This window comes from Bradyrhizobium sp. 192, from assembly GCF_023100965.1.
Classification (GTDB): domain Bacteria; phylum Pseudomonadota; class Alphaproteobacteria; order Rhizobiales; family Xanthobacteraceae; genus Bradyrhizobium; species Bradyrhizobium symbiodeficiens.
In genome coordinates this window covers 5,916,505-5,942,435 of record NZ_CP064690.1, presented here as the reverse complement: position 1 = coordinate 5,942,435, position 25,931 = coordinate 5,916,505, and the positions used below count along the sequence as shown (strand labels likewise).

Annotated in this window: 24 protein-coding genes; 10 read left to right on the top strand and 14 right to left on the bottom strand. The window is 64.2% G+C overall.

Annotation, left to right across the window (positions count from 1 at the left end; genetic code table 11):
- The first annotated feature begins 1 nt into the window (after position 1).
- Entirely contained in the window at positions 2 to 1,267 is a 1,266-nt protein-coding gene (locus IVB24_RS27835; RefSeq protein ID WP_247769712.1) for a serine hydrolase domain-containing protein, read from the top strand.
- A gap of 99 nt (positions 1,268 to 1,366) precedes the next feature.
- Here IVB24_RS27835 and IVB24_RS27830 read toward each other — a convergent pair whose 3' ends face one another.
- The 6 genes from IVB24_RS27830 to murI form a co-directional block, all read right to left on the bottom strand.
- Complete coding sequence (locus tag IVB24_RS27830) at positions 1,367 to 2,434, bottom strand: threonine aldolase family protein (RefSeq protein ID WP_247769711.1); 1,068 nt, start codon at positions 2,432 to 2,434, stop codon at positions 1,367 to 1,369.
- Positions 2,435 to 2,522: 88 nt separating this feature from the next.
- The gene (gene rpsD, locus IVB24_RS27825) at positions 2,523 to 3,140 is read right to left on the bottom strand and encodes a 30S ribosomal protein S4 (RefSeq protein ID WP_212282272.1); all 618 of its coding nucleotides are present in this window, start codon (positions 3,138 to 3,140) and stop codon (positions 2,523 to 2,525) included.
- Positions 3,141 to 3,338: 198 nt separating this feature from the next.
- A complete protein-coding gene (locus IVB24_RS27820; protein ID WP_247769710.1) occupies positions 3,339 to 4,106 on the bottom strand; it encodes an acyltransferase in 768 nt (255 codons plus the stop codon).
- A gap of 103 nt (positions 4,107 to 4,209) precedes the next feature.
- Entirely contained in the window at positions 4,210 to 4,593 is a 384-nt protein-coding gene (locus IVB24_RS27815; protein ID WP_247769709.1) for a cupin domain-containing protein, read from the bottom strand.
- Positions 4,594 to 4,655: 62 nt separating this feature from the next.
- Positions 4,656 to 5,429 (bottom strand): aldolase/citrate lyase family protein, encoded by a 774-nt coding sequence (locus tag IVB24_RS27810; RefSeq protein ID WP_247769708.1) that lies wholly within the window; start codon positions 5,427 to 5,429, stop codon positions 4,656 to 4,658.
- A 61-nt stretch (positions 5,430 to 5,490) separates the two neighbouring features.
- On the bottom strand, positions 5,491 to 6,282 hold the full coding sequence (murI, locus tag IVB24_RS27805; RefSeq protein WP_247769707.1) for a glutamate racemase: 792 nt from the start codon (positions 6,280 to 6,282) through the stop codon (positions 5,491 to 5,493).
- Between the two features lie 243 nt (positions 6,283 to 6,525).
- Between murI and IVB24_RS27800 the strand changes: the two genes are divergently transcribed.
- Positions 6,526 to 7,167, top strand: a complete 642-nt coding sequence (locus IVB24_RS27800) for a glutathione S-transferase family protein (protein ID WP_247769706.1) — start codon at positions 6,526 to 6,528, stop codon at positions 7,165 to 7,167.
- A 10-nt stretch (positions 7,168 to 7,177) separates the two neighbouring features.
- On the opposite strand, the gene IVB24_RS27795 is transcribed toward IVB24_RS27800, so the two are convergent.
- Both IVB24_RS27795 and IVB24_RS27790 read right to left on the bottom strand, forming a co-directional pair.
- Complete coding sequence (locus IVB24_RS27795; protein WP_247769705.1) at positions 7,178 to 7,984, bottom strand: cyclic nucleotide-binding domain-containing protein; 807 nt, start codon at positions 7,982 to 7,984, stop codon at positions 7,178 to 7,180.
- Between the two features lie 255 nt (positions 7,985 to 8,239).
- Positions 8,240 to 9,337, bottom strand: coding sequence for a preprotein translocase subunit SecD (locus tag IVB24_RS27790; protein ID WP_247769704.1), 1,098 nt, complete (start codon positions 9,335 to 9,337; stop codon positions 8,240 to 8,242).
- A gap of 248 nt (positions 9,338 to 9,585) precedes the next feature.
- Between IVB24_RS27790 and IVB24_RS27785 the strand changes: the two genes are divergently transcribed.
- Positions 9,586 to 11,493 carry an acyl-CoA synthetase gene (locus IVB24_RS27785; RefSeq protein WP_247769703.1) on the top strand — a complete coding sequence of 636 codons (1,908 nt, stop codon included), beginning with the start codon at positions 9,586 to 9,588 and terminating at the stop codon, positions 11,491 to 11,493.
- Between the two features lie 261 nt (positions 11,494 to 11,754).
- Entirely contained in the window at positions 11,755 to 13,983 is a 2,229-nt protein-coding gene (locus tag IVB24_RS27780; RefSeq protein ID WP_247769702.1) for an EAL domain-containing protein, read from the top strand.
- Positions 13,984 to 13,995: 12 nt separating this feature from the next.
- Here IVB24_RS27780 and IVB24_RS27775 read toward each other — a convergent pair whose 3' ends face one another.
- On the bottom strand, positions 13,996 to 14,556 hold the full coding sequence (locus IVB24_RS27775; protein WP_247774184.1) for a Crp/Fnr family transcriptional regulator: 561 nt from the start codon (positions 14,554 to 14,556) through the stop codon (positions 13,996 to 13,998).
- A gap of 529 nt (positions 14,557 to 15,085) precedes the next feature.
- Here IVB24_RS27775 and IVB24_RS27770 point away from each other — a divergent pair.
- Positions 15,086 to 16,441, top strand: a complete 1,356-nt coding sequence (locus tag IVB24_RS27770) for a globin-coupled sensor protein (RefSeq protein ID WP_346771341.1) — start codon at positions 15,086 to 15,088, stop codon at positions 16,439 to 16,441.
- 97 nt (positions 16,442 to 16,538) lie between these two features.
- Here IVB24_RS27770 and IVB24_RS27765 read toward each other — a convergent pair whose 3' ends face one another.
- Positions 16,539 to 17,711: a M20 aminoacylase family protein gene (locus IVB24_RS27765; protein WP_247769701.1), complete on the bottom strand. Its 1,173-nt coding sequence runs from the start codon at positions 17,709 to 17,711 to the stop codon at positions 16,539 to 16,541.
- A 109-nt stretch (positions 17,712 to 17,820) separates the two neighbouring features.
- Complete coding sequence (gene purB / locus IVB24_RS27760; RefSeq protein WP_140480387.1) at positions 17,821 to 19,128, bottom strand: adenylosuccinate lyase; 1,308 nt, start codon at positions 19,126 to 19,128, stop codon at positions 17,821 to 17,823.
- Positions 19,129 to 19,687: 559 nt separating this feature from the next.
- On the opposite strand from purB, the gene IVB24_RS27755 reads away from it, so the two are divergent.
- Entirely contained in the window at positions 19,688 to 20,275 is a 588-nt protein-coding gene (locus tag IVB24_RS27755; protein ID WP_247769700.1) for a TetR family transcriptional regulator, read from the top strand.
- 46 nt (positions 20,276 to 20,321) lie between these two features.
- Here the strand turns inward: IVB24_RS27755 and IVB24_RS27750 are convergent, their stop codons facing one another.
- The 3 genes from IVB24_RS27750 to IVB24_RS27740 form a co-directional block, all read right to left on the bottom strand.
- Positions 20,322 to 20,627, bottom strand: coding sequence for a hypothetical protein (locus IVB24_RS27750; protein WP_094972230.1), 306 nt, complete (start codon positions 20,625 to 20,627; stop codon positions 20,322 to 20,324).
- Between the two features lie 113 nt (positions 20,628 to 20,740).
- Positions 20,741 to 21,391: a response regulator transcription factor gene (locus IVB24_RS27745; RefSeq protein WP_094972229.1), complete on the bottom strand. Its 651-nt coding sequence runs from the start codon at positions 21,389 to 21,391 to the stop codon at positions 20,741 to 20,743.
- A gap of 7 nt (positions 21,392 to 21,398) precedes the next feature.
- Complete coding sequence (locus tag IVB24_RS27740) at positions 21,399 to 22,769, bottom strand: histidine kinase (RefSeq protein ID WP_247769699.1); 1,371 nt, start codon at positions 22,767 to 22,769, stop codon at positions 21,399 to 21,401.
- A gap of 185 nt (positions 22,770 to 22,954) precedes the next feature.
- Between IVB24_RS27740 and IVB24_RS27735 the strand changes: the two genes are divergently transcribed.
- The 4 genes from IVB24_RS27735 (at position 22,955) to IVB24_RS27720 (ending at position 25,928) form a co-directional block, all read left to right on the top strand.
- Entirely contained in the window at positions 22,955 to 23,749 is a 795-nt protein-coding gene (locus tag IVB24_RS27735; RefSeq protein ID WP_094972227.1) for a MotA/TolQ/ExbB proton channel family protein, read from the top strand.
- Positions 23,746 to 24,432 carry a hypothetical protein gene (locus tag IVB24_RS27730; RefSeq protein WP_094972226.1) on the top strand — a complete coding sequence of 229 codons (687 nt, stop codon included), beginning with the start codon at positions 23,746 to 23,748 and terminating at the stop codon, positions 24,430 to 24,432. Before IVB24_RS27735 ends, IVB24_RS27730 begins: the two co-directional genes overlap by 4 nt.
- The gene (locus tag IVB24_RS27725; protein WP_094972225.1) at positions 24,425 to 25,030 is read left to right on the top strand and encodes a hypothetical protein; all 606 of its coding nucleotides are present in this window, start codon (positions 24,425 to 24,427) and stop codon (positions 25,028 to 25,030) included. The genes IVB24_RS27730 and IVB24_RS27725 overlap by 8 nt, the downstream gene beginning before the upstream one ends.
- Positions 25,031 to 25,187: 157 nt before the next feature.
- Positions 25,188 to 25,928 (top strand): metallophosphoesterase family protein, encoded by a 741-nt coding sequence (locus IVB24_RS27720; protein ID WP_247769698.1) that lies wholly within the window; start codon positions 25,188 to 25,190, stop codon positions 25,926 to 25,928.
- The last annotated feature ends 3 nt before the right edge of the window (positions 25,929 to 25,931 follow it).

Below are 25,931 nucleotides of genomic sequence, written 5' to 3'. Positions count from 1 at the left end.
CATGTTCGGGCGCCGCGCGTTCATCGCGGCGCTCGTGCTTCTGGTCGGAGTGGTCGGTGGGAAGGCCGGCTCTGAGGGAAGCGCCGTCCGCACTTTCTCGCCCGAAGGGCTGGCGAAAGTTTCCGATTACATCCGGAACGAGGTCGCCACCGGCAAGATCCCCGGCGCCATCCTGCTGCTCCAGCAGCACGGTAAGCCGGTCTATTCCGAGAACTTCGGCGTCCGTGACGTCGCGACCGAAATATCGATGAGCGCGGACACGATCTTCCGCCTTTATTCGATGTCGAAGCCGATCACCTCCGTCATGGCGATGATGCTGGTCGAGGAGGGCAAGCTTTCGCTCGACGATCCCGTGGCAAAATACATTCCCGCATTCGCCAGCATGAAGGTCGGCGTCGAGAAGAAGGCCGAGGACGACAAGGTCAGCCTGGTGCTGGAGCCGCTGGAGCGTCCGGTCACGATCAAGGACTTGATGCGCCATACCGCAGGGCTGCCGTACGGCTATTACGGCGGGGAGTTGGTGAACAAGCTTTATGCCGACGCAGGTCTCTTCAACAACGGAAATTCGACCAACGCCGAGTTCGTCGCAAAGATCACCGCGTTGCCGCTCGCCGAACAGCCCGGCACGAAGTGGGATTATGGCCACGCTACCGATGTGCTGGGCCGTGTCGTCGAGGTGATCTCGGGGAAGACGCTGCTGCAGTTCGAGAAGGAGCGGCTGCTCGATCCGCTCGGCATGACCGAAACGGCGTTCTTCGTCGCTGATCCCGCCAAATTCCCGCGTGTCGCCGAGCCGATGCCAGCGGACCGCAACATCAATCCGACGACGCAGGTTCGCGACATCAAGCGGCCGGTGACATGGGAATCAGGCGGCGGCGGTATGGTCGGCACGATTAGCGACTATGCCCGCTTTGCGCAGATGCTGCTGAACGGCGGCACCTATGAGGGCCGGCGTTATCTCCAGCCCGAGACCATCGCGCTGATGGCGTCGGACCACATCGGCCCTGAGACGAAGATCGCGCGCGACCAGAATTATTATCCGGGCGGGAACTCCGGCTTCGGCCTCGGCTTCGCCGTCCGAACCTCGGTGCCGTCAGGCACATCGTGGCCGCTCGGCGAATATCGCTGGGACGGCGTCGGCGGCACCTTCTTCTTCATCGATCCCGAGGACGATCTGTTCGGGATCTTCATGGTGCAGACCCCGTCGCAGCGCGGCCGGATCCAGCTGGCGCTGAAGACGCTGATCTATCAGGCGATGGGGCGGTAGGTCCTTCGCGGACTGCGTAGCCCGGATGAGCGCAGCGACATCCGGGGTCGCTGCGCGTGAAGTCCCGGGTGTCGCTGCGCTCACCCGGGCTACGAGACTTCACGCCCCGCGCACGATCTCGCGCACGTACCCGATCGTCTCCTCGACCTGGGCCGCATCGACGTCGAGATGGGTGCAGGCGCGGATGCGGCCATCCATCATCGCCAGCGTCACGCCGCGCTGGCGCAGCGCCGCAACCATCTTGTCGCCGGCAACGCCCGTGCCGTCGGGCTTGAAGAACACCAGATTGGTCTCGGGCTCCTGCACCTCGATTCCTGCGATCTGCGACAGCCCACGGGCAAGCGCGCGCGCATTGGCGTGATCGTCGGCGAGGCGGTCGACGTGATGGTCGAGCGCGTAGATGCAGGCGGCGGCGCAAATGCCGGCCTGCCGCATCGAGCCGCCGAGCCGCTGCTTCCATTGCCACACCGCGTCGATGAAGGCGCGTGAGCCCGCGAGCACGCCGCCGATCGGTGCGCCCAGTCCTTTCGAGAAGTCGATCCAGGCTGAATCCCAGCCGGCGGTCATGTCGCGCGGGGAGATGCCGCTGGCGACGGTCGCGTTGAGCAGGCGCGCGCCGTCCATGTGGGTGACGAGGCCGTGTTGTTTCGCGATCGCGACGATCTCGTCGAGCGCGGCCTTCTTCCAGATCGTGCCGCCGCCGATATTGGCGGTCTGCTCGACGCTGACGACGGTCTGCGGCGGCTGGTAGCGGGTGCGCGGATGCAGGGCTTTCCGGAACGTCTCCGGCGTGAACTGGCCGTCGGGGCCTTTGAGCTGCGTCACCTGGAAGCCGCCGATCGCGGCATGCGCGCCGCCTTCGCGCGCGATGATGTGCGCGGTCTCATGGGCGAGAATCTCGTCGCCGGGCCGGCAATGCACCAGCGTCGCGGTGACGTTGCACATCGTGCCCGACGGCATGTAGACCGCTGCTTCCTTGCCAAGCAACTCGGCGACTCGCTCGCACAGTGCGTTCACCGTCGGATCGTCGCCGACCTGCTCGTCACCGACCTCCGCACGTGCCATCGCCTCGCGCATCGCAGCCGTCGGCTTGGTCTGCGTGTCCGAGAGCAGATTGATGCGCACCGGCGGCGCCTTGGGATCGATCGGGGGAGGGGTGTAGAGCATGCGACGGCTCCTCAAGCATTGCGGCCACTGAAGTGTGGCTCTTAAGCAAAAAGGCCCCGGCGAACCGGGGCCTTTCGATATTCAGATCTTAGCGCGAATAGAATTCGACGACCAGATGGGGCTCCATCTGCACCGGGAACGGCACGTCGGAGAGGCCCGGGATGCGAATGTACTTCGCGGTCATCTTGCCATGGTCGACTTCGAGATAGTCGGGGGTGTCGCGCTCGGGGAGCTGGCTGGCTTCGAGCACATGGGCGAGCTGCTTGGAAGCTTCCTTGACCTCGATCACGTCGCCGACCTTGAGCTGGTAGCTCGAGATGTTGACCTTGCGGCCGTTCACCTTGATGTGGCCGTGGTTGATGAACTGACGGGCGGCGAAGATCGTCGAGACGAACTTGGCGCGGTACACGACCGCGTCGAGACGACGCTCCAGCAGGCCGATCAGGTTCTCGCCGGTGTCACCCTTGAGGCGGCTCGCCTCGACATAGATGCCGTGGAACTGACGTTCGGAAATGTTGGCGTAGTAGCCCTTCAGCTTCTGCTTGGCGCGCAGCTGCACGCCGAAGTCCGAGAGCTTGCCCTTGCGGCGCTGGCCGTGCTGGCCGGGGCCGTACTCGCGGCGATTCACGGGGCTCTTCGGGCGGCCCCAGATGTTCTGGCCCATACGGCGATCGAGTTTGTACTTCGCCTCACTGCGCTTAGTCATCGCGTCCTCTTCAGGTACATGGTTTGAGGAAACGCGCCCTCCTGGGTGACGGGCTAGCCCGGCACTGACAGGTCCGATCCCCAAAGCTTAAGGGAGTGGACCACGGGTCGCGAAACGCTTCGCGGGCCGAAATCGGCCCGCGAGCAGGCGGCTTTTAGGGGAGTTTGGGCCGTTCTGTCAATGCGAATGGGCCCGGAATCATGTCCCGACCGCTCTTATCGGCTTCGAGCCCGCCGCGCGCAATTCGGCAGCGATTTCAGTGTTCAGGACTTGTTCCAGCCGGGTCAGGACCCGGGCGATCGGCGCTGCATCGGTAACGCGGTGGTCCCAGCGGATCACGACATGGATGGTCTGACCAGGCTCGACCAGGCCGTAGCTGACGATGAAGGGACCGGGCGTAATGGGATGGAGCTCGCCGCCGCCATAGGCGGCCACCGAGCTCACCGCAAAGCTGCCGAACCAGTTGCCACGCTGGCGGCCGAAATTTAGGCCAATCGCCCAGGACAGCCGCCGCAGCGGCAGCGGCAGGCGGGTTGCCCGCATGATCTTGCGGAACATCGGGACGTCAGCGATCGGCGCCGTCTTGCCGTGCCGGATCTCGGCGTCGACCGCGGCCAGCGCCATGGCCTCGGGGGCCGCGATTCGCTGCGGCATCACGCATTCCTCGCCGTCCTCGACCCGGGCGATCGCCACCGACGCCACGCTGTGGGGCAATTCGTAGAACGTCGGCCAAGGCCATTTGGCGTAGACCGTGCGCAGGATCGGCTCGTCTTTGGCAACCAGGGCGAAGGCCTTGACGAAGGTCGCAGCCCAGCCCGCTGGTGCGGCGGCGTTGGCGCGTGCCTCGAGCAGGGGGCGGATATTCAGCGAACGGGAGAGCGAGACGAACGGCACGTCCATCGACGCGCGCATGAGGTCGCAAATCAGGCGGCGCGGCAGCGAAATGGGCTTTGGCGTCCCGCGCATCGGTCTTCGGTTCCTAGAGATGAAAAAATGTGCAGCGAGCGGGTTCCCGCTCGCCGTTCCCTTAGCACGAACCAACCCGCCAGGGGTTGAGCGGTTCGACAGTTCAGGGAGCCGGCGACGCCAGCGGCTTGGTCTTGTCGACCACGTAAACTCCCAGCACTTTCATGGCCTTATCGCCATGGGCCTTGGCGTCGTGCACGACGCCTGCCGGGATCTGGTAGGAATCGCCGGCTTTCAGGGTTTTCTCCGGCTGACCGTCGATCAGGAGATGGAGCTCGCCTTCGAGCACGTAGCCGGTCTCGATTCCCGGATGGGTATGGCGTCCGGCCGAGCCTCCCGCCGGGACTTCCGCGACGGCGGTGATGGTGTTGTAGCCGTCCGGAAATTCGACCTTCTGGAGCGGCGTGCGCTTTATTCCGGGCTGCTGGGCGAAGGCGGCAAACGCGAGGCCGGTGAAGGCAAGAGCGAGCAAAGTCCTTTTGAGCATTGTTTCCTCCCTGGTGCCGACCCTAGCAGGGCCGCAGTTCCCGGCAAGGTGGCATCGCCTGCTCAGCGCCTGATGCCCTCGAACGCGGCCATGATGCCGCGCTGGAACAGCGACCAGTCGAAGCCGAGCGCGATCGCGCGGTAGCCGCGATCGACCAGGGCGTTGGCCTGGTCGGCGGTACGGGCCACGCCGCCGATCGGCACGCCGCTTCTGAGGATGCCGGCCTCGGCGCGGGCGACCAGCGCCAGCAATTCCGGATCGTCCATCTGGCCGCGCTTGTTGATGGACGTCGCGAGATCGCCGGGCCCGATCACCGCGACGTCAATGCCGGGCGTCGCCATGATCTCGTCGATGCGGTTGACGGCATCGACATGCTCGATGGTGATCATGCAGATCATCTCGTCGTCGGCGCTCGCCATGTAGTCCGGCATCGACTGACCCCAGCGGAACGGGGCGTGGAACGGTCCCCAGAGCCGGTCGCCGCGCGGCGGGTAGCGCACGCTGCGGACCGCCTTCTCGGCATCGGCGCGGTTGGTGATCATCGGAAAGTTGATGCCGAAGGCACCGATGTCCATCGGCGCCTTCGCAAGCCACGGCTCGTTTGCCGCGATCCGCACCAGGGGCGTGCACGGCGTGCCCGTGGTCGCGGCGATCATCGCGTGCGCTTCAGTGAGGCCGATCGGGCCATGCTCGAGATCGACGATGATCCAGTCGAGCGAGCGCGCCATGATCTGCACCGTCTGCACGCTCGGGATGGTCGCGATCGCGCCGAAGGCGGGGCGGCCTTCGCGCCACAATTGGCGGAGGCGGTTGAGTGGCGGGGTCTGGACCGACATGGAAAGGCCTGCGGTGAGGTGGCGACGGCAAAACCTAGCAGCGCGACGCCGTGGCGCAAAGTCAGGCCAGCGCGCGGCCGCCGAAGAACGGCGTCAGCGTGGCCGAGAGGCCGTGCACGCGGTTCGAGGTGAAGATCATCTCGGCGCCGGACTGTGCGATGGCATCGGTCGGCGGGCCGAGCAGATCCGAGACGCGGCGGGCGATCGCCGGCGCCGGGTCGATCCAGTCGACCGGCCAGGGCGCCAGCCGCTTCAGCCGGTCGAGCAGCAGCGGATAATGTGTGCAGGCGAGCACCACCGTATCGGTACGCGAGGTCGCGTCTTCGCCGACGAAGCAGGGGGTGAGTTCGGCCAGGATGTCGCCGTCGCTGACGGAAGCACCGCTGAGCTCGGCTTCAGCCAGCGAAGCGAGCTCGGGCGAGCCGACCAGCGTCACTTCGCATCCTTGCGCGAAATCGCGGATCAGGGCCTTGGTGTATTCGCGCTTCACCGTGCCCTTGGTGCCGAGCACGGAGACGCGGCGGGTCCTCGATTGCGCGCAGGCCGGCTTGATCGCCGGCACGGTGCCGACGAAGGGCACCGAATAAGCGGCTCGCAAGTGAGACAGCACCAGGGTAGACGCGGTGTTGCAGGCGATGACGACGATATCAGGGTCATGCGTGCCGATCAGTTCACCCATCAACGGCACGACACGGGCGATGATCTCGTCCTCGCTGTGATGACCGTAGGGGAAGAAAGCGTCGTCGGCGACGTAGGCAAAATGGGCGTCCGGACGCGCGGCCACAACTTCGCGGAGCACCGTGAGCCCGCCAAGGCCGGAATCGAACACCAGGATCGTCGGAGAATTGGTCACGTCATTACCCTAGCCCGTCATGGTTACCATTCGGTTTTTAGGGCGATTTTGCGGCGGGACTGCTGAGGGGGAAGGCTGGACGCTGCGGCCGGGAAATGCCCGGTCGCGTGGACCCCGGCTCTGCAGCGCACCGTCGAAGAAACGCTGCGCGGCCGCCCGGGCACAAGACCCAAATCCACCCCTGGCAATGGCGGGCCATATGCGTCATCACGAGGTGCCCAAACTACCGCTGCAGGAGGCCTCATGCTCACCGTCCATCATCTCGGCAAGTCTCAGTCCGAGCGCATTGTCTGGTTGTGCGAGGAACTGGGGCTTCCCTACGAGCTGAAGCGCTACGCGCGCGATCCCGTCACCATGCTGGCGCCGCCCGAGTACAAGGCGCTGCACCCGAGCGGGGCGGCGCCCGTCGTGACCGACGGCGATCTCGTGCTCGCGGAGTCCGGCGCCATCGTCGACTACATCATTGCAAAGTACGGCAACGGCCGCCTGGTGCTAAGCCCCAATGATCCCGGCTTCCCGCAGTTCCTGTACTGGCTTCACTTCGCCAATGGCACGTTGCAACCCGGCATGGGGCGGATGATGATTCTGAATCGGCTGGATCTTGCAAAGGACAACCCGACCCTGCTTGCCATGAAGGGACGGCTCGATCGCTCCTACGATCTGCTCGATGCGCGCCTTCGCGACGCCGAATATCTGGCGGGCAAGGCCTTCACCACCGCCGACATCATGATGGGATTTTCGCTGACGACGATGCGCTACTTCCAGCCCTACGAGCTCGCGCGCTGCCCGAACGTGGTCAAATATCTCGGCCGCGTCAGTGCCCGCCCGGCCTACCGGCGCGCGATGGAGAAGGGCGATCCCGGCATGGCGCTGCTGCTGGACTGAGCGGCGGCGATCACGCGATCCTGTTCGTCGTGGCCGCCCGCTCCGTCGCCAGCTGCTTCTGCAGGCGATCGATGTTCTGCAGCAGGCGCTGGCTGGTCAGCACCAGGAAGTAGTAGCCGAACTGCGGATCCTGGAAGTAGATCTCGAGCAGCCGGTCATAGGTGATGGTCAGGACCTGGCCGTCTTCGATGCACTCGATCGTTCCGGTGCGCCGGTTGTCCGGCGTCAGGAAGCCGAGTTCTCCCATCAGCGCGCCGGGCCCGATCTCGACGTTGATTTCCTTGACCAGGAACTTGCCGGTGACCGTGAGCAACATCTCCTTGGCGGGATCGCCGAGCTTGAAGAGCGTGTCGCTGCGCCGATATTTGCGTTCGGTCATGAACGGCTTGAGCCATTCGATCGACATGTCGCCTTCGGCCGCATGGCGCGCCTTCTTGACCAGCTTGAGCATCTGCCGCAGGCGCAGGGCGTTGATCGGAAGCAGGAGCAGATACAGCAGGAACGTCGCGACGTTGGCGGAGAGCGCGCCGAAAACGGCGAAGAACCCGCAGCCGATCATGTTTGCAACGCGCAGGGGCACCATCGTCCGCATCAGGAGGGTGGCGACGAAGAAGCCGGCGCCGACCGCGGCGAACAGATTGGCCAGCGTGATATTGTGGACAAAGATCTCCAGCATCCGATTGAAGATCGCGTCGTAGGTGACGTTGTTCGGATCGAGGCCCATCTGGACCAGGATCTTCGCGATCCTGAGATTGTCGGTCGCCGCATCGAGAATGCGGTCGAGGATCGACGAAATGTCTGCGCTGCCGGACGGCATGGTATTATCCCCGCGTAAGGCCTTCAGTCCTGGTCGGTATGCTCGACACCTATAGCCGAAATCGAATGACGACCGCTTGAATGAAGCCTTCGGCCGTCATGCCGCAAGAGGCAAATTTTAGCCTGATCGGGCGTTTCGGCAATTGCTCGTTGGTCGTGCGTCCGGCAGCAACGCGACCGGTGATTCGAGGAGGCTTCGGCGCCGCGGAAGGCCCGGATGCCCCCAAGAGCGGGGGGGCCTCGGACGTTCGTTGCCTTACGGCTTGGCGGCGGGTTGCACGACCTGCTGCTCGACGAGGCCAAGACGGCCGGGCAGCGAGCCGGCGCGCAGCATCATGGCGACGCTGCTCGCTTCCTCGAGGGTGAAATTGCCGGAAATCTGACCGGAACCGCCGGTGATGGGCTCGCGGATCACGGGCGCGGAGATCACCTTGTCGTCGAGCACGATGGCGAAGGGCTTTCCGACGTTCTCTGCGGTGATGTGGGCGAAGCGCCGCGTGCCGCGGCCGTTGAAGCGGAACGAGGCGATGGGCTCCTTCGTGCCGCTCGCAAATCCCGGGCCTGCATAGCTGATGTCGTCGCCCTCAAGCGCGCGGTCCTTGGCGACGAGATAAGGAAGCTTGTCCTTGAAGCCGAGCAGGACTTCCGTGCCCGTGGGGGGCGTGCCGGATTGCGCTTGGGCGGGCGGCATCGAGAGATCGACCAGGCGGAAGCTGACCTTGACCTTCCTGGCGAAGATAGCGGTGATGCCCTCGGGCTGCATCGCGCCCGGCAGGAAGATACGGATGCGGTCCGTTCCCTCAGGCTGGACGCTGGCGAGCGTGACGCCGGCGTCCTTGAGACGCTGCTCGATCATGGCGATGGCATCTTCGAGGAGATCGCGCAGCCGCGCGACGGACGCGGCGTCGGTCGGCGCGAGCCTGACCAGTCCGTCACCGCCCTGGGTCACGGCGAGCGTATGTGACGGCAATCCCTCCGCGGCTGACGCGAGCTTGCGCTCGAGCCGTTCGCGGCCCTTGGCGTCCGCGATCTTCAATTCGACGCCGCCATCGCGGATCGCAAGCCCGGAGAAGGCGATCTTGTCCTCGCGCAAGATCTTGTAGACATCGTCGCGCAGGTCCGCGACGACGGTCTCGCGCAGGCCGTCGCTGTCAACCTTGTAGACGATGCGCGAGCCACCCAGCTTCTCCATCTTGTCGGCGACGAAAGCCGCGATCCCGGCGCGCATCTTGTCGAGCTGACCATCGCCGGCGAGCGCGGCAGAGGGCAAGGCCATCGCGACTGCCATAATTGACGATGTCATCGCGATCGCAGCGAATAGTCGGGGGGAGCAGTCCCGCAGGGGCGTGGTCATGATCACCTCAAGTCTTGCGGCAGGACGCTGACAGACGAATCCAATGCTTGTTCTTGGTCCCCGGTCTGGGCGCGGAGGTTCAAGGGCCGCTCAGGCGAGTTTGATCGCCGCGGCCGTTAGGTCATGGACGAACGCCAAATCATCCATCATTCTGTCCGCGCCTGGCCGGCCATCGGCCGAGGCCTCGCCGAACCAGAAATGTCAAAAGACAGGGGCGGGGACGTGTATCTGAGGGAGGACGGAATTTTATGGTGGGCATCCACGCGCTCGATCGGCTTATCGGCAAAGACTATCCGGATCTTTTGACAGACGAGGAGGTCCGTGCGTTCGAGCAAGTCCCCTATGCGGACCGCATCGCCGCCGAGAGCACGTTTGACGCGATCAAGCTCGGTGCGGCGCGCAATCCCGACGGGGCGGCGATCCAGTTTCTGCAAAACGCCGATCCCGCCGACACGCCGCTGGTGGTCACGTACCGCGATTTCATTGCGCGCGTCACGCAGGCTGCCAACATGTTTCACGCGCTTGGCGCGGAGAAGGGCGACGTCATCAGCTTCATGCTACCGCTGGTGCCGGATGCCTTCGTGACGCTGTTCGGCGCGGAGGCCGCCGGCATTGCCAATCCCGTCAATCCGCTGTTGGAGCCGCACCAGATCGCGGAGATCCTGGAAGCTGCGAACACCAAGATCCTGGTGGCTCTCGGGCCGATGCCGGGCACCGACATCTGGCAGAAGGTCGAGCAGATCCGCCCGCAACTCAGGCACCTCAAGGCGATCGTGCAAGTGTTCGGCGGCGGCGATCCCGCGAATGGCGTCTTCGCCTTCAACGACCTGATCAAGCAGCAGCCGTCGGACCGGCTTGTCAGCGGGCGCAAGATTTCGGGCGGTGACGTCGCCGCCTATTTCCACACCGGCGGCACCACCGGCACGCCGAAACTGGTGCGACACACGCATGCCAATCAGGTCTATCAGGCCTGGGCGCTCAACCTGCTGCTGAAGGCGAAGCCGGGCGGAAACATGCTGTTCGGCATGCCGCTGTTCCATGTCGGAGGTTCGCTGACGCAGGTGCTGCTGACCCTGTCGGCGGGCGGCTCGCTGGTCGTGCTGTCGCCAAGCGGATGGCGCAATCCGAATGCGGTGAAGAACATCTGGAAATTGGTGGAGCGGTTCAAGCCCGAGGCGCTGTCGAGCGTGCCGACGGTGCTCGCCGCCACGCTCGCGGTGCCGCCCGGCGATGCCGACATCTCCAGCCTCAAATATGCCGCCGGCGGCGGCTCGGCGATCCCCGTCGCGGTGGGCTCGGCGATCCAGGACAAGCTGAAGCTGCCGGTGGTCGAGGTCTACGGCATGACCGAGACGTCGAGCGTGCACGCGCTGGCCTATCCGTCGCGGCCGATCCGGCTCGGCTCGGTCGGCCTTCCCATGCCCTATGCGCGCGTGCGCATCGTGCAGCTCGATGCCGATGGCCGCCTGATCCGCGACTGCAAGCCTGATGAGATCGGCGTTGTCATCATGGCGGGGCCTGGCGTGTTCGGCGGTTATCTCAACGACGAGCACAACAAGGGCGCCTTCGTCGACGACGTCTGGGTCAATTCCGGCGATCTCGGCCGGCTTGACGCCGACGGCTATCTCTGGATCACCGGTCGCGCCAAGGATCTCGTGATCCGTGGCGGCCACAACATCGATCCCGCGCCGATCGAGGAGATCATGTTCCGGCATCCCGCGGTCGGCTTCGCCGCCGTCGTCGGCCAGCCTGACGCTTATGCCGGCGAGTTGCCGGTAGGATACGTGCAGCTCAAGCCGGGCGCCAAGGTCCAGCCGGGCGAGTTGGAGACGTGGGTGCGCGAGCGCACCCCGGAGCGCGCCGCGGTGCCTGTGCAGGTCATCCCGATCGATCCGATGCCGGTGACCGGGGTCGGCAAGGTGTTCAAGCCGCAGCTGCGCTGGGACGCGGCCGAGCGCGTGTTTGCCAAGGTTCTGTCGCCGCTGGTCGCGCGCGGCATCGATTGCAAGGTCGAGGTCGGCGCTCATGGCAGTCACGGATCGATCGCGACCGTGACGCTTGCCGGCCTGCCGATGGACCAGCGCGAGCGCGTTGCCGGCGAGGTGCATGCGCTGCTCGCGCCGTTCGTGATGCGGCATGAGGTCGTGCAGGCGTAACGTCGCGCAGCCTCCAAAGCTGACGGACGAAACTCCCTTCGTCGCCCGCAGATCCGAATGCAGAAGGCGCAGGGGGCGTTCGGATCGCCCCCTGCGGCTCTGAAGGGCGCTTGATGCAGGTTAAGAACACCGATCAAGCGACCGGTTCAAACATTTACTGCAACCAAAGCTTGCGGCCGCAGTTCGGCGTCTTGTGTCACGATCTTAAGTCCGTCTTAGACGCGGAGGTGTTCGCATCAGGGCCGGAAGGGGGGATCTCTGATGCAGTCATTGGGTTGTTCGCAGAGAATCGGCGGGTTGGCGAGTATCGTGCTGCTGCTCGCGGCGGCGATCGTCCTGCAGATCGGAACGGCGGCCCCGGCCGCGTATGTCGTGCTGTTGTCCTCCGGACTTCTCTGGATCGTGGCGCTGGCGGACCGTCCCGATGCAGCGACTGTTCTCAACCGCGCAATCGAGAGCGTGCCGGCCGGTCTTTGCGTGTTCGGGCCGAACTTGCAGGTCATCGCCAGCAACGAGCAATTCGCCCGCATGTATGGCTTGGCGCGTGTCGACGTGAAACCCGGCACGCCACTGCGTCAAATCAATGAAATCAGGAAGGTCGGGCTGGGCGTCTCGGAAGCGGGCGTTGATATGATCGGCGAGCCCGGCGCCGCGGAGACGCCGCAGTCGGTCCACGAGCTCGGCGACGGCCGGTTCATTTCGGTTTCACGGCATCCGATGGCCGGCGGCGGCCTGGTCGAGGTGCACCGGGATATCACCAGCGAACGACTGGCCGAGATCCACGCCAATGAAACGCTGCAGGAGCTGATCGAGAAGCAATATGCCATCGACCAGGCCGTGATCGTCGCGATCACGGACGTGAAGGGCGTTATCAACTACGTCAACGACAATTTCTGCACGATCAGCGGCTATTCACGCCAGGAGCTCATCGGACAAAATCATCGTCTCCTGAAATCGGATGCCCATCCCAGGGAGCTTTTCCGTGACATGTACCGCCGCTTGGCAAGCGGGCATGTCTGGCGCGGCGAGCTGTGCAATCGCGCCAAGTCGGGAGGGCTGTATTGGGTGGATACCGTGATCACGGCGCAACTTGGCCCCCACGGCAGGCCCGTCGCCTACATGGCCATTCGGATCGACATCACGGCGAGAAAGGAAGCCGAAGCGCAACTCTCGTTCACGGCCACTCACGATTCCCTGACGGGCCTTCTGAACCGGTGCGCGCTGTTCGATCAGGCGAGAATCGGGTGGGGGGCCGACGCGCAATCGAGCCGGTTGAGCGTTCACTTGATCGATCTCGACGGATTCAAACGCGTCAATGATACGTTTGGACACGATACCGGCGACAACCTGCTCAGGGCGGTCGCCTCGCGCTTACGATTGCTTGCGTCGGAGCAGGATCTCGTCGCACGATTGGGCGGCGATGAGTTCGCCATGATCCGGCGAGCAGGCGACGACGTACGCGAGACCGCAGTTGATCTCGGTCGCCAAATCGTCGAGGCCATTGCCGAGCCCTTTGAGATCGAGGGGCACCAGCTCGATATCAGTGCGAGCGTCGGAATTGTGCTCTGTCCGGAGCAAGGCTCGAACCCCGCGGATCTGCTGAAAAAGGCGGATCTGGCGCTCTATGAGGTCAAGGCGGCGGGCCGCAATGGTCACCGCCTCTATCAGCCGGCGATGCTCGAGGCGGTCAAGGGAGAGAAAGCCCTGGAAGCGGATCTGCGCCGCGCGATCACTGCGCGAGAGTTCGAGCTGCACTACCAACCCATTCTCGATGTCGATACCCGTACGATCCATACGGCCGAAGCACTGGTGCGGTGGCGTCATCCCGTCGACGGTCTCGTTGCACCGGATCGGTTCATTGCCCTGGCCGAGCGCACGGGTCTCATCCAGCCCCTCAGCGAATGGATAATTCAACAGGCGTGCCTCGATGCGGTGTCCTGGCCGCCCGGCGTCCAGCTCGCAGTCAATGTGTCCGCTACCCAGTTCAAGCGCGGCAATCTGTTCGATGTCGTGATGCAGGCACTGCTTCGATCGGGTTTGAATCCGCGGCGGTTGCAGATCGAAGTCACCGAAACTGTCTTGCTGGAACAGCAATCCGAGCAACTCCAGACATTTCGGCGATTGAAAGCCATCGGTGCCACGCTCGTGCTGGATGATTTTGGCACGGGATTTTCGTCGGCGAGCTATTTGACGAACTTTCCGTTCGACAAGATCAAGATAGACAAGTCTTTCATACAGGGCCTGCACAGGCGGGAATGTGCGGCGGTGATCGCATCGGCGGTTGCGCTGGCCAAGGGGCTGGGCATCAGCGTGACCGCGGAGGGAATAGAAACAGAGACGCAGTTCGAGGACGTTCGGTCGATGGGAATTGATTTTGCGCAAGGGTATCTGTTCGGTCGCCCCGTCCCCTACGACCGGTTCATGTGCCCGCCAATGATCCAGGACGATCTGAGCCGCGTTCGCCGACCGGCAACGGTTGGAGAGAATTGAGCTGCCGCACGCTCAATTCAGCGCGCCCAATCGCTGTAGCTCGCGCAGATCGAACACCTCGAGCACGCCGTTCGACAGATCCGCGACGCGGCGTTCCCGAAAGGTACTGAGGACGCGGCTGACATGGACCGGTGTGAGTCCGACGGCATCGGCGATGTGCTGCTGGCGGAGCGGCACCCTGTAGCGCTCGTCGCGGATCACGTTGCGGTCGGCAATGCGTTTCATGAGTTGCAGGAACAGATGGGCTATGCGCTCCTCCGCCGAGAACTGGCCAAGTGCGGCAATTGTCTCGTCGGCAGCCTTGGCTTCGCCCGCGCAGCACTGCGCCGCGGTCCAGAGGATACGCAGGTTCTTCGCGACTCGCGCGTGGAGTTCTGCCCGCTTCATTGTACTGACTTGGATTGCTGTCAGAGCCTTGACCGAAAAATGCAGGCGTTCGTGAAGGAGCGAGCCGGCCAGGACATCGCCGGGCAGCAAGAAGCCCAGGATTTGCCGCCGGCCATTGGGCATCTGAAGGAATCGAAATCCCCAACCGGCGCAGAATACGTAGACGTCAGGCGAGGTTTGGTTCACGGTCAACAACTGTCGTCCTGCCGGGACCACAAGATGATGCTGCCAATCGCATGTTTCGATCGATCCCGCTGGCGCAGTACTTTCGAAAACTGCAGCGCAGAATCCCGAGGAGTTGCTCTTCGGGCAAGTTGCACAAGGCGATATGTTCTTCATGTTTGGCTGAAGTCGCCGCTGCGCAACCGCATCGGTGCGGATTCTCCGGATGTTATCGGGTCGATATGATCCGTAACATTTTCATATAGTCAACAGCTCCTTTTGTCACAAATTTCGGATGGTGGAAATTCAGAAACTGTCCGGAAGACAGGATGGAGAACATCGATCGATTGATCTCTGGGATGGTCCCATGTTCGCAGCAAAACTCCATTCTTGTTGATGTGCATTATTAATCTGCATCAAATCTCGTCCACCCGCGTTGATTTGCACTCAGTCAAACTTAACCGCGAGAGATGATAATCGCCGGCATTGAGCTTGCCGCGTGATTGTTCGTTTGCAGCGTTTTGCCTCCGATAGATCGCAGAGGGTGTTATCCATGACATTCGCGCCGACAGCAAATGATGAGAGCCGGGATCGGGACGGACGCATGCGCTTCATGCGCATCGATGCGGGCACCGGCGAGCTCTTGCGTGGATTCTGGACGTCGGTCGAGGACGCGCTGCCGGATATCCTCGACGGCTTCTATCGCCATGTATCGAGCGAGCCGCGGCTTGCCGCCTTGATCGGCGGCGACATGCCGCGGCTGAAGGAGGCCCAGAGTTCACACTGGGCACGCCTGTTCAACGGCCGCTTCGATCACGACTACATGCATGGTGTGCGCATGATCGGGCTGATACACAACAAGATCGGCCTGGAGCCACGTTGGTACATCGGTGGCTACAATTTCGTGCTCTGCCAGCTGGTGGCCTTGGCTGTCAAAAAATATCGATGGGCGCCGACGCGCATGGCCAACGTGCTTGCCGCCCTCAACACCGCAGTGATGTTGGACATGGATATTGCCATCTCCGCGTATCAAGAGGCGATGCTGGCGGAGAGGCAGAAGCAGCAGGAGCGGACCGCCGCGGCTATTCGGAGTTTCGACGGCCGGATGAAGATCGTGCTGGAAAGACTCGGAAGCTCGGCGGCTGGTCTGCAGGGCGTGGCCAATATGCTCGCCGCGAGTGCGGAACAGTCGATCCGGCAATCGACTGTGGTGGCTGGCGCCTCGGAAGAAGCGTCGACCAATGTGCAGGCGGTAGCAGCCTCGACCGAAGAGCTCGCCTCCTCGATCAAGGAGATCGGCCGCCAGGTCTCCGAATCGACGAGAATGACCGGCGTGGCAGTCGATCAGGCCGCTCGTTCGGGTGCCGCGATCGAAGGTCTTGCCAGGGCAGCGCAGAGGATCGGGGACGTCGTCGAGCTGATCAACACGATCGCGGCTCAGACCAATCTGCTTGCGCTGAATGCGACGATCGAGGCGGCGCGTGCCGGTGAGGCCGGCCGGGGCTTCGCGGTGGTGGCGTCCGAGGTCAAGGCGTTGGCGGAGCAGACGGCGAAGGCGACCGGCGAGATCGGCCAGCAGATACTCTCGATTCAGGAAGCGACCAGGGATTCTGTCGGCGTCATTCAGCAGATCGGCGCGACTATTGCCGCCATCGACGAGATTGCGACCGCAATTGCGGCCGCGGTCGAACAACAGGGCGTGGCAACAGCCGAGATCGCGCGCAACGTACAGGAGGCAGCGCAGGGGACGCATGACGTGTCGAGCAACATCGGCGGGGTGAACCACGCCGCGGGCGAGACAGGCGTCACCGCATCCGAGCTGTTGACCGCCTCCAAAGACCTCTCGGGCCAGACTGATGCGCTCCGCTCCGAAGTCGAAGACTTCTTTGCGGCAATTAGGGCAGCCTGAAGGTTAGCCTCGTCGCCGGACGGGGCGTCGCCGTAGCTCAACAAGCGAAGCGGAAGGCGTAGGGTTACGCTGTCGCCAACCCGCCCTGCCAATCAGCCTAGTTCGCCGGCATCCGCGTCTCGACGAGTCGCGCCCAGAACGAGGCGCCGTGGCCGAGGATGTTGTCGTTGAAGACATAGGCCGGGTGGTGGCACTCGTTGCCGTCGCCCATGCCGACCAGCACCATCGCGCCGGGGCGCGCCTCCAGCATGAAGGAGAAATCCTCAGCGCCCATCATCGGGATGAACTTGTCGTTGACGCGATCGGCGCCGACGATATCGCGGGCGACGTCGGCGGCAAGGCCGGCCTCGCGCGCGTGGTTCATCGTCACCGGATACATCCGCGTGTATTTCGTCTCGGCCGAGCCGCCATAGGCGCGCGCGACGCTCTCGGCGACTTCGCCGATGCGGCGCTCGACGAGATCACGCACTTCAGGATCGAGCGTGCGCACGGTGCCGCCGAGCTCGGCGATTTCGGGGATGATGTTGAAGGCCGTGCCGGAGTGGAATTGCGTGATCGAGATGACCGCCGACTTCAACGGGTCGACGTTGCGTGCGACGATCGACTGCAGCGCGTTGACGATCTGCGAGCCGATCAGCACGCTGTCGACCGATTTGTGCGGGCCGGCGCCGGCGTGGCCGCCCTTGCCGTGAACCGTGATCTGGATGTTGTCGGAGGAGGCGAGCATCGCGCCGGGCGTGGTTGCGAAGTGTCCTTCCGGCAGGCCCGGCATGTTGTGCATGCCGTAGACCTCCTGGATGTTCCAGCGCGTCATCAGCCCGTCCTCGACCATGGCCTTGCCGCCACCGCCGCCTTCTTCGGCGGGCTGGAAGATCACGATCGCCGTGCCATCGAAATTGCGCGTCTCGGCAAGATATTTGGCCGCGCCCAGCAGCATCGCGGTGTGGCCGTCATGGCCGCAGGCGTGCATCTTGCCGGGGACTTTCGACGCATAGGCCACGCCCGAGGTTTCCATGATCGGCAGCGCGTCCATGTCGGCGCGGAGCCCAATGGTCTTGCCGGAGGCGGACTTGCGGCCGCGGATCACGCCGACCACGCCGGTGCGTCCGATGGCCGTCACCACCTCGTCGCAGCCGAACTCGCGCAGCTTGTCGGCGACGATGCCGGCGGTGCGGTGGACCTCGTAGAGCAGCTCCGGGTTCTCGTGGAAGTCATGGCGCCAGGCGGCCATTTCGTCGGAGAGGGCGGCAACGCGGTTGACGATGGGCATGGGGAATCCGTTTTGGTTTGAGGTAGCCCGGATGAGCGAAGCGACATCCGGGATCTCTGTGAGAGGGGCCCCCGGGTATCGCTGCGCTCACCCGGGCTACGGAGCGCGCTCAGCTCTCGCCGAACACGCGCTTGAAGATCGTGTCGACGTGCTTGAGGTGGTAGCCGAGGTCGAATTGCTCCTCGATCTCGGCGTCGGTCAGATATTTCTTCACCTCGGCGTCCTTCTTCAGCAGAACAAGGAAATCGCCTTCGCCGCGCCAGACCGGCATCGCGTTGCGCTGCACCAGCTTGTAGGCGTCCTCGCGGCTCGCGCCCTTCTGGGTCAGGGCCAGCAACACGCGCTGCGAATGCACGAGGCCGCCGAGGCGGTCGAGGTTCTTCTGCATGTTGGCGGGGTAGACCAGCAGCTTGTCGATCAGGCCGGCGAGGCGCACCAGCGCGAAGTCGAGCGTCACGGTGGCATCCGGGCCCATCATGCGCTCGGCCGAGGAGTGCGAGATGTCGCGTTCGTGCCAGAGCACGACGTTCTCCAGCGCCGGCGTCACGTAGGCGCGCACCATGCGGGAGAGACCGGTGAGATTCTCCGACAGCACCGGGTTGCGCTTATGCGGCATGGCGGAGGAGCCCTTCTGCCCCTCGGAGAAGAACTCTTCGGCCTCCAGCACCTCGGTGCGCTGCATGTGGCGGATCTCGACCGCGATGCGCTCCACCGAGGAGGCGATCACGCCAAGCGTCGAGAAATACATCGCGTGGCGGTCGCGCGGGATCACCTGGGTCGAGATCGGCTCGGGGACGAGGCCCATGGCTTTCGCAACGTGCTCTTCGACGCGCGGATCGATCTGCGCGAAGGTGCCGACGGCGCCCGAGATGGCGCAGGTCGCCACTTCCTTGCGCGCCGCGATCATGCGTTCCCTGGCGCGCGAGAACTCGGCATAGGCATAAGCAAGCTTAAGGCCGAAGGTCACCGGCTCGGCATGGATGCCGTGGCTGCGGCCGATGGTCGGCGTCATCTTGTGCTCGAAGGCGCGCTTCTTGAGTGCGGCCAGCACCTTGTCGAGGTCGGCGAGCAGCAGGTCGGCGGCACGGGTGAGCTGGACGTTGAGACAGGTGTCGAGCACGTCGGAGGAGGTCATGCCCTGGTGCACGAAGCGCGCCTCGGGGCCGACGATCTCGGCGAGGTGGGTGAGGAAGGCGATGACGTCATGCTTGGTCTCGCGCTCGATCTCGTCGATGCGGGCGACGTCGAAGGTGGCGTTCCTGGCCTTGGCCCAGACCGTCTTGGCGGCCTCCTTGGGGATGGTCCCAAGCTCGGCGAGGGCGTCCGCCGCGTGCGCCTCGATCTCGAACCAGATCTTGAACCGGGTCTGCGGTTCCCAGATCGAGGCCATTTCCGGGCGGGTATAGCGGGGGATCATCTGACGGCTCCAGGAAGGTGGGCGGGCGGCCCTGAGGGGCGCGACCTGCCAAAATGCTTTTTACGCTGTGATTTAACAGAGCAGGCAGGGCGAAACAAACGGTCTCGGTGCCGGCAGAGGGGGATCGCCGAGCTATCCACCGGCCCAATGAGCAGGGTGGCGTCCTCAGCCGCAAATATTAACTGTCAATCACGGATCATTGACTGACAGATATTGAAATCTGTCAGCGAGACGTGTATATCCGTATTCGGACGCTCCGATTGGGCGTCCCGCGACAAGCCCCGGAAAGCCCGACATCCGAGCCAAGCTCCGGATCGAAGGGCGGATTGAAGAACCGGAAGCGCGGACGAATGGAGACTTACGACAATGACGACCGAAATCATCAATCTCACCGGCACAATTGGGCATTGGCTCAATTTACTGGTGGCGCGCCAGATTGCGGCGCAGGCTGCAAAACTGCCTCATTGAGGCGAGAGCTTTCCGAACGGCCGGCAATGGGCGCTTCGGAAGCCGCTCCATCGCCGGATAACTGAACCCTGAACGGGAACATGGTGCTGGCATGAATGAAGCTGTTGTCTTGACGCCGGAGCGGATCCTCGAAGTCACCGAGGACGTGCTGAGGCGCTTTGGACTTGCCAAGGCCACCGTGGTCGACGTTGCCCGTGCGCTCGATGTGAGCCACGGCAGCGTCTATCGCCATTTCCCGAGCAAGGCCTCGCTGCGTGAGGCCGTCGCCAAGCGCTGGCTGGATCGTATCGATGCGCCGTTGCGCCAGATCGCCGGGGAGCAGGGGCCGGCGCCGGCAAGATTGGATCGCTGGCTGCGCACGCTGTTCGCCGCCAAGCGGTCGCGCGTGCTCGACGACCCCGAAATGTTCGACACCTATCTGACGCTGGCGCGCGAGGCCTGTGCGGCCGTCAAATGCCACAAGGACACCATGATCGACCAGATCTCGGCGATCCTGACTGACGGGGTGACGCAGGGCGTATTCGCCATTGGCGACGTCAAGACCACCGCGCGCGCGATCTTCGATGCCACTGTCCGCTTCCATCATCCGGCGCATGCCGATGAGTGGAAGGATGCCGATCTCGCCGCACGCGTCGATGCGACGCTCGCGCTGCTGCTGCGTGGTCTGAAGGCAGCCTGAGGCCGCAGGACCCATTCAATCCGCCGAGTTGCCGATCAACTTCCGATCAACTTCTCGCCTTGTGAAGCGTGGCGCCGTCGCGAAGCGATGGCGAGGAAGCAGCATGTCTTCGCGCGTGGAAGGCAGGATCGGACGATGGCACGACCGGCGGACTGTTCGGATAGGCATTGACCGCGATTTCGACGGTGTCCTTTGACCGCTTGCGAAGACGGTAGAAGGTTAGCTCCTGATCGAGCATTGGACAGCGGAAGTGGACGACGGCTGTGTCCGGCAGGCGGCAAAGTTCGTCGATGAGTTCGCCGACTGTGATGATCGGGGGATGGTCGGCTGCCTTGTGATGACCCTTACTCATGACCTCGTGACTCCTTCACTGCGGTACTAACCGGAGCCGGATGGAGTCCGTTCCAATTTCGTTCGGCAGATTGAGAAGCTTCAGGGGACCATGGCGATGCGGCAGCGCTGCTGCTAGATCCTCGTCAGCCCACACGTCGCCGCGAGCCGCACAAGCTGAGCGTCCGTGCGCGCGCCGGTCTTGGTCTTGATCAGATAGTGGTAGTTCTGCACTGTTTTCACACTGAGATTGAGATGCGTCGCGATCTGCTCGGTGGTGGCGCCGCCGGCGAACTGGCGCAGGATCTCGATCTCGCGTTCGCCCAGCTGATCCAGCACCGAGCCCGCCGACAGGCTGTCCTCGGCCAGGATGTGCGCGATGTCGTCGCTCATGGCCCGCTCGCCCCGCGCGACGGCGCGGATGGCATTCACGACCGCGGATGGTTCGCTGCTCTTGGTGACGAAGCCAGAGGCGCCGGCGCCGAAGGCGGCTTTCACCAGCACCGCTTCGTTGTGCATGGTGAAGACGAGGATGCGCGCCCGCGGATTGCGGGAACGGATGTTGCGGATCGCCTCCAGCCCGCTTGCGCCGGGCATCGAAATATCCAACACGACGACATCCGGATCGTGCGCCTTGAAGGCAACATAGGCATCCGCGGCACTATCGGCTTCCGCCACGACATGCAGATCGCCCTGGCTTTCCAGCACGCGCCGATAGCCTTGCCGGACGATCGGGTGGTCGTCCACCAGCAGCACGGAGATGCCTGTTGCCGCGACCTCGCTCATGCCGCCCTCACGCGGCGAGCGGGATGGTGGCGGCGACACTGAGGCCTCTGCGGGCCGGCAGAATCGAGAGCGATCCGCCGGCCGCCGTGACGCGCTCGCGGATGCCGGTCAGGCCGAAGCCGGCCGATTGCGCGACGCGCTCGGCATCGCCGCCGCCGTCGTCCTCGACGCGGATCAGCAGCGCGTCGTCCTCGCCGGCCCGGCGTTCGATACGCAAGATGATCTCGCGCGCCGCACCGTGACGCAGCGCGTTGGTCAGGCATTCCTGGGCGACGCGATAAGCGGTCGTGGCGGCCGCGCCGCTGATGTCTGTGAGGTCACCCCGGAGATCGAGCTGGATCGTCGGCCGCGCCGCGCTCTGCGAGCGCCAGCTGTCGACGAGATTGACGAGGCTTGCCTCGAGCCCGAGCTCATCAGGCAGAGGATTGCGCAGGCGTTTCAGCGCATCGCGCAGCGAGGCCATCAGATGATGGGTGGCCTGCGAGATCATGCGCGCATCCTGTGCGATGCCGTTCTCGGTTTTTCCCTTTGTGCTCGCCGTCTCGATCGTATTGGCAAAGGCGAGGATGGCGGAGAGATTCTGCCCGAATTCGTCGTGCAGCTCGCGGGCGAGGGCGCGGCGCTCGTCGTCGCGGATTTCGATCAGGCGCCGCGTCAGCGCAGCGCGCTGCTCGGTGGCTTCCTCCAGCCGGCCGCCGAGTTCGTCGACGGCGCGGCCGATCATTGCCAGTTCCATCGAGCGGAAGCGCGGCAGCCTGGTGCGATACTGCCCGCGCGCCATGCGCTGCAGGGCGGTCACGATCGTGCGCGCCGGGGCCAGCGCATGGGCGATCGCCAGCGAAGCCAGCAGCGCGATCGCGGCCGCCATCAACAGCGCGACGTCGATCACGTTGAGGATGTACTCCCAGGCGAGCGAGATGGCGGCCGCGGCATCCGGCGTCGCGACCACCGTTCCGGCCGAGGCGGCGCGGGGGCTGACCGGCCGCACCACCTCGGCATGGCTGCCGAGGAAGATCGGCACGATCGCGGCGAACCAGCTCGGCGGGGTTTTGCCCAGCCCCTCGCTCTGACCGCAGAGCGGCTTTTCAAATGCGATGGCGGGCTGGAACTCGACGCAGACTCCCGGCGAGATCAGCTTCATCGTCTCCAGGGTGCGCCATTCCGGAACCGGCAAAAGCTGCTCGCGCGCTCTGCTGCTGCGCAACAAAAGCTCGTGCCAATACAGCGCCTGAAGCGCCTGCGCGACCCGCTGCGCCGAGGCGGCAGTCGAGCGGTCGACGCTGCGATAGGCGTCGAAAGTGGCCCATATGGTTGCCGCGCCGAGACACAGGGCCACGATAAGCAGCAGACGGGCGACAAGCTGAAGCACGAGGCGCATGCGATCACCCTCGACGTTTGATAAGCTCAGCCTAACAACGCCGCCGCGCCTTGCCAATTGCGGGGTGTGGCCGGATCGCAGCTCGGGCAAATTTCCCAAGCCGGATTGGGCATGGGTCTTTGGACCTGATACGACGGTTCTGATCTAATCGAGTGGGAAACGTTACTGGCGAGGAGCGGCGCAGCATGAGCTCGATCACGATTGGACCGATCGCGTCTGCTACGACCGACCCATCCGAGCGCAGCGCGCTCCTGTTCTGGATGATCTTCACGGGGCTCTCGATCTTCGCCGTCGTGCTGCTGTGGCGGTTCGGCCTGATCCATCTAATGCTGACCTCGGACCGGACCTACATTTCCAGCGTCATCGCGGTGCTCTATGTCCTGACTTGCGGCCATTGTTTTCTGCGCACGCGCGCGATCGCACGTGAAGGCGCAGCGGCGCGGCGCTGCCGTGAGGCGCTCGCGGCGCCTGACGGCGGCAAGGTGCTCGATGCGAACGCGGCGGTGCTGCCGCAGGGACTGGTGCGCGACCACATCCAGAGCCTGGTAACGAAGGCGGCCGCGCAGGACTTTCGCCCGGTGGACCAGACGCTGCTGCTGCGGACGCTCGCGGACCGGCTGCGCGGCTCCAACGGGTTCGGCGCCTTCGTCTCGGATACGCTGATGAAGCTCGGCCTGCTCGGCACCATCGTCGGCTTCATCATCATGCTGGCGCCAATCGCGGGGCTGGATGCTGCCGACAAGGTCGCGATGCGCTCTTCGATGGGGCTGATGAGCGACGGCATGGCGGTTGCGATGTACACGACGCTCGCCGGCCTCGTCGGCTCGATCCTGGTCCGTATTCAGTACTACATGCTGGACGCCGCGACCCAGCGGGTGTTCTCGGATGCGGTCGTGTTGACCGAGACCTATGTGACGCCGGTGCTGGAGCGAAAGGGTTCGGACAAGAGTTCTGACAAGGGCTCCGGAACGCCGCCATGATGGACGATTTCGGTCTCTATCCGCGCGAGGAGCCGTTCGATCCGCTGGGCGTGATGCTGTTCAAGGCGCTCCAGGTGATCGCGTTCCTGTTTTTCCTCGCGCTGCTCGCGGTCTCCCCGGATGCCAAGGAGGGGAAGATCGACTCCAAGGCGGAGTTCATGATCACGCTGGACTGGCCGGATAGCCACCCCGACGATCTCGACCTGTTCGTGCAGGATCCCGCCGGCAACATCGCCTGGTATCGCCATCGCGAGGCAGGCTTCCTGACCCTCGATCGCGACGACCGTGGCGGGGCCAACGATTTCATCATGGTCGCCGGCAAGAAGATCGCCTCGCCGATCCGCGAGGAGATCGTCACGGTGCGCGGCATCGTCCCCGGCGAATATACGGTAAACGTCTCGCATTTCGTCGCCACGACCGGCGAACCCGTCACCGCCAATGTGAAGGTGCAGAAGCTCAATCCGACCGCGCAGGTGGTCTTCGACAACAAGTTCACGCTCGACCACACTGGCGACGAGAAGACGGCGGTGCGGTTCCGGCTCGATGCCGAGGGCAAGGTCATCGACGTGAGCCAGCGACCGAAATCGCTGCTGGAGACCTTCCGCAACGTGCGAGCCAACGGGGCCGGTGTCGATCCCAACACCGGGGTGAGGATTCCCGCAGCGAGGACGCTCCGTGAGTGATTTGAAAACGGTCATCCTCACGCTGTCGCTCGCCTATGCCGTGATCGGCGCGCTGCTGCTGGTGGTGCTGGTCTACGCGCGCCTGCACTGGTCGCTGAAGGCCGTCGCGGTGGTCGTGACCAGTGCCTTCTACGTCGTCAGCTTCAACGAAATGCGCGGGCTGCTCGGCTGGGCCAGCTCCGACCGGCTGCCGGCGACTTTCAAGCTGCTGAAGGCCCGTATCGTCGAGCCGCATTCGCTTCAGGGCGATCCCGGCTCGATCTATCTGTGGGTCGAGCAACTGGACGAGGACAATCGCCCGAGCGGTATCCCACGGGCGTTCCGCGTGCCCTATAACGACGCCCTTGCCGACAAGACCCATGCGGCAGAGAACGAGATCGCTCTTGGACATCCGCAAGGCGGCCGTGCCGCGGATTTCGGTGGCGGCGACGGCAGCCTCATCGACATGGTCCGGGAATATGTGACGCCCAAGACGATCATGGAAACGACCGGCGGTGATTCCTCGACCGGCGAATTCATCGCCCCGCCGGCCGGCGCGCAAGGCGTGAGCTTCACGCCGCTGCCACCGCCCCGGATGCCGCCCAAGGACGAGCAATAGGCTCACCATCGCCGCCAAGATCATCACCGCAGGATCATAGCCGCAGGATCGTCGCAGAAAGGCTGCGCTGGTAAACGGCGCGTCGCTGGCGCATGGTTTTGACTTCCCTCAATTTGGCCTTACCGGCCTTCAATAAGAATTGGAGGGTGGAGGTTGCGTGCTGCTAGCTGTCTTTTCGGATATCCACGGCAACAGGCAGGCCTTCGAGGCCTGTCTGAAGGTTGCCCGTGCGAGGGGCGCGGAGCGGTTCGTCCTGCTCGGCGATTTCGTCGGCTATGGCGCCGATCCGGAATGGGTGGTGGATACCGCGATGGATCTCGTCGCCCAGGGGGCGATCGCCGTCCGCGGCAATCACGACCAGGCGGTCAATTCCTCGACGGAGACCATGAACGCCGAGGCGCAAATCGCAATCGAATGGACCCGCGGCCGGCTTGATACCGCGCAGCGGCGGTTCCTGACCGAACTGCCGATGCTGGTGGAGGATAGCGATCGCCTCTTCGTGCACTCGGAAGCTTCCAGCCCCCAACGCTGGCACTATGTCCGCTCGACGGTGGACGCCGCCAAAAGCCTGATTGCGACGCCCGCCCATGTCACGTTCTGCGGCCATATCCATCGTCCCGCGCTCTATTCGATGTCGGTGACGGCGAAGATGACGAGCTTCGTGCCGAAGACCGACGTTCCGGTGCAGCTTCTGCGCGGCCGGCAATGGCTCGCCGTGCTCGGCTCGGTCGGCCAGCCCCGCGACGGCGATCCGTCGGCGGCATTCGTATTGTTCGACACCGAATCGTGCCAGATCACCTACTGCCGCGCGCCCTACGACGTCGGGACCGCAGCGGACAGGATTCGCGACAACGGCCTGCCGCACCGGCTCGCCGATCGGCTCTCGGAGGGGCGCTAGAGG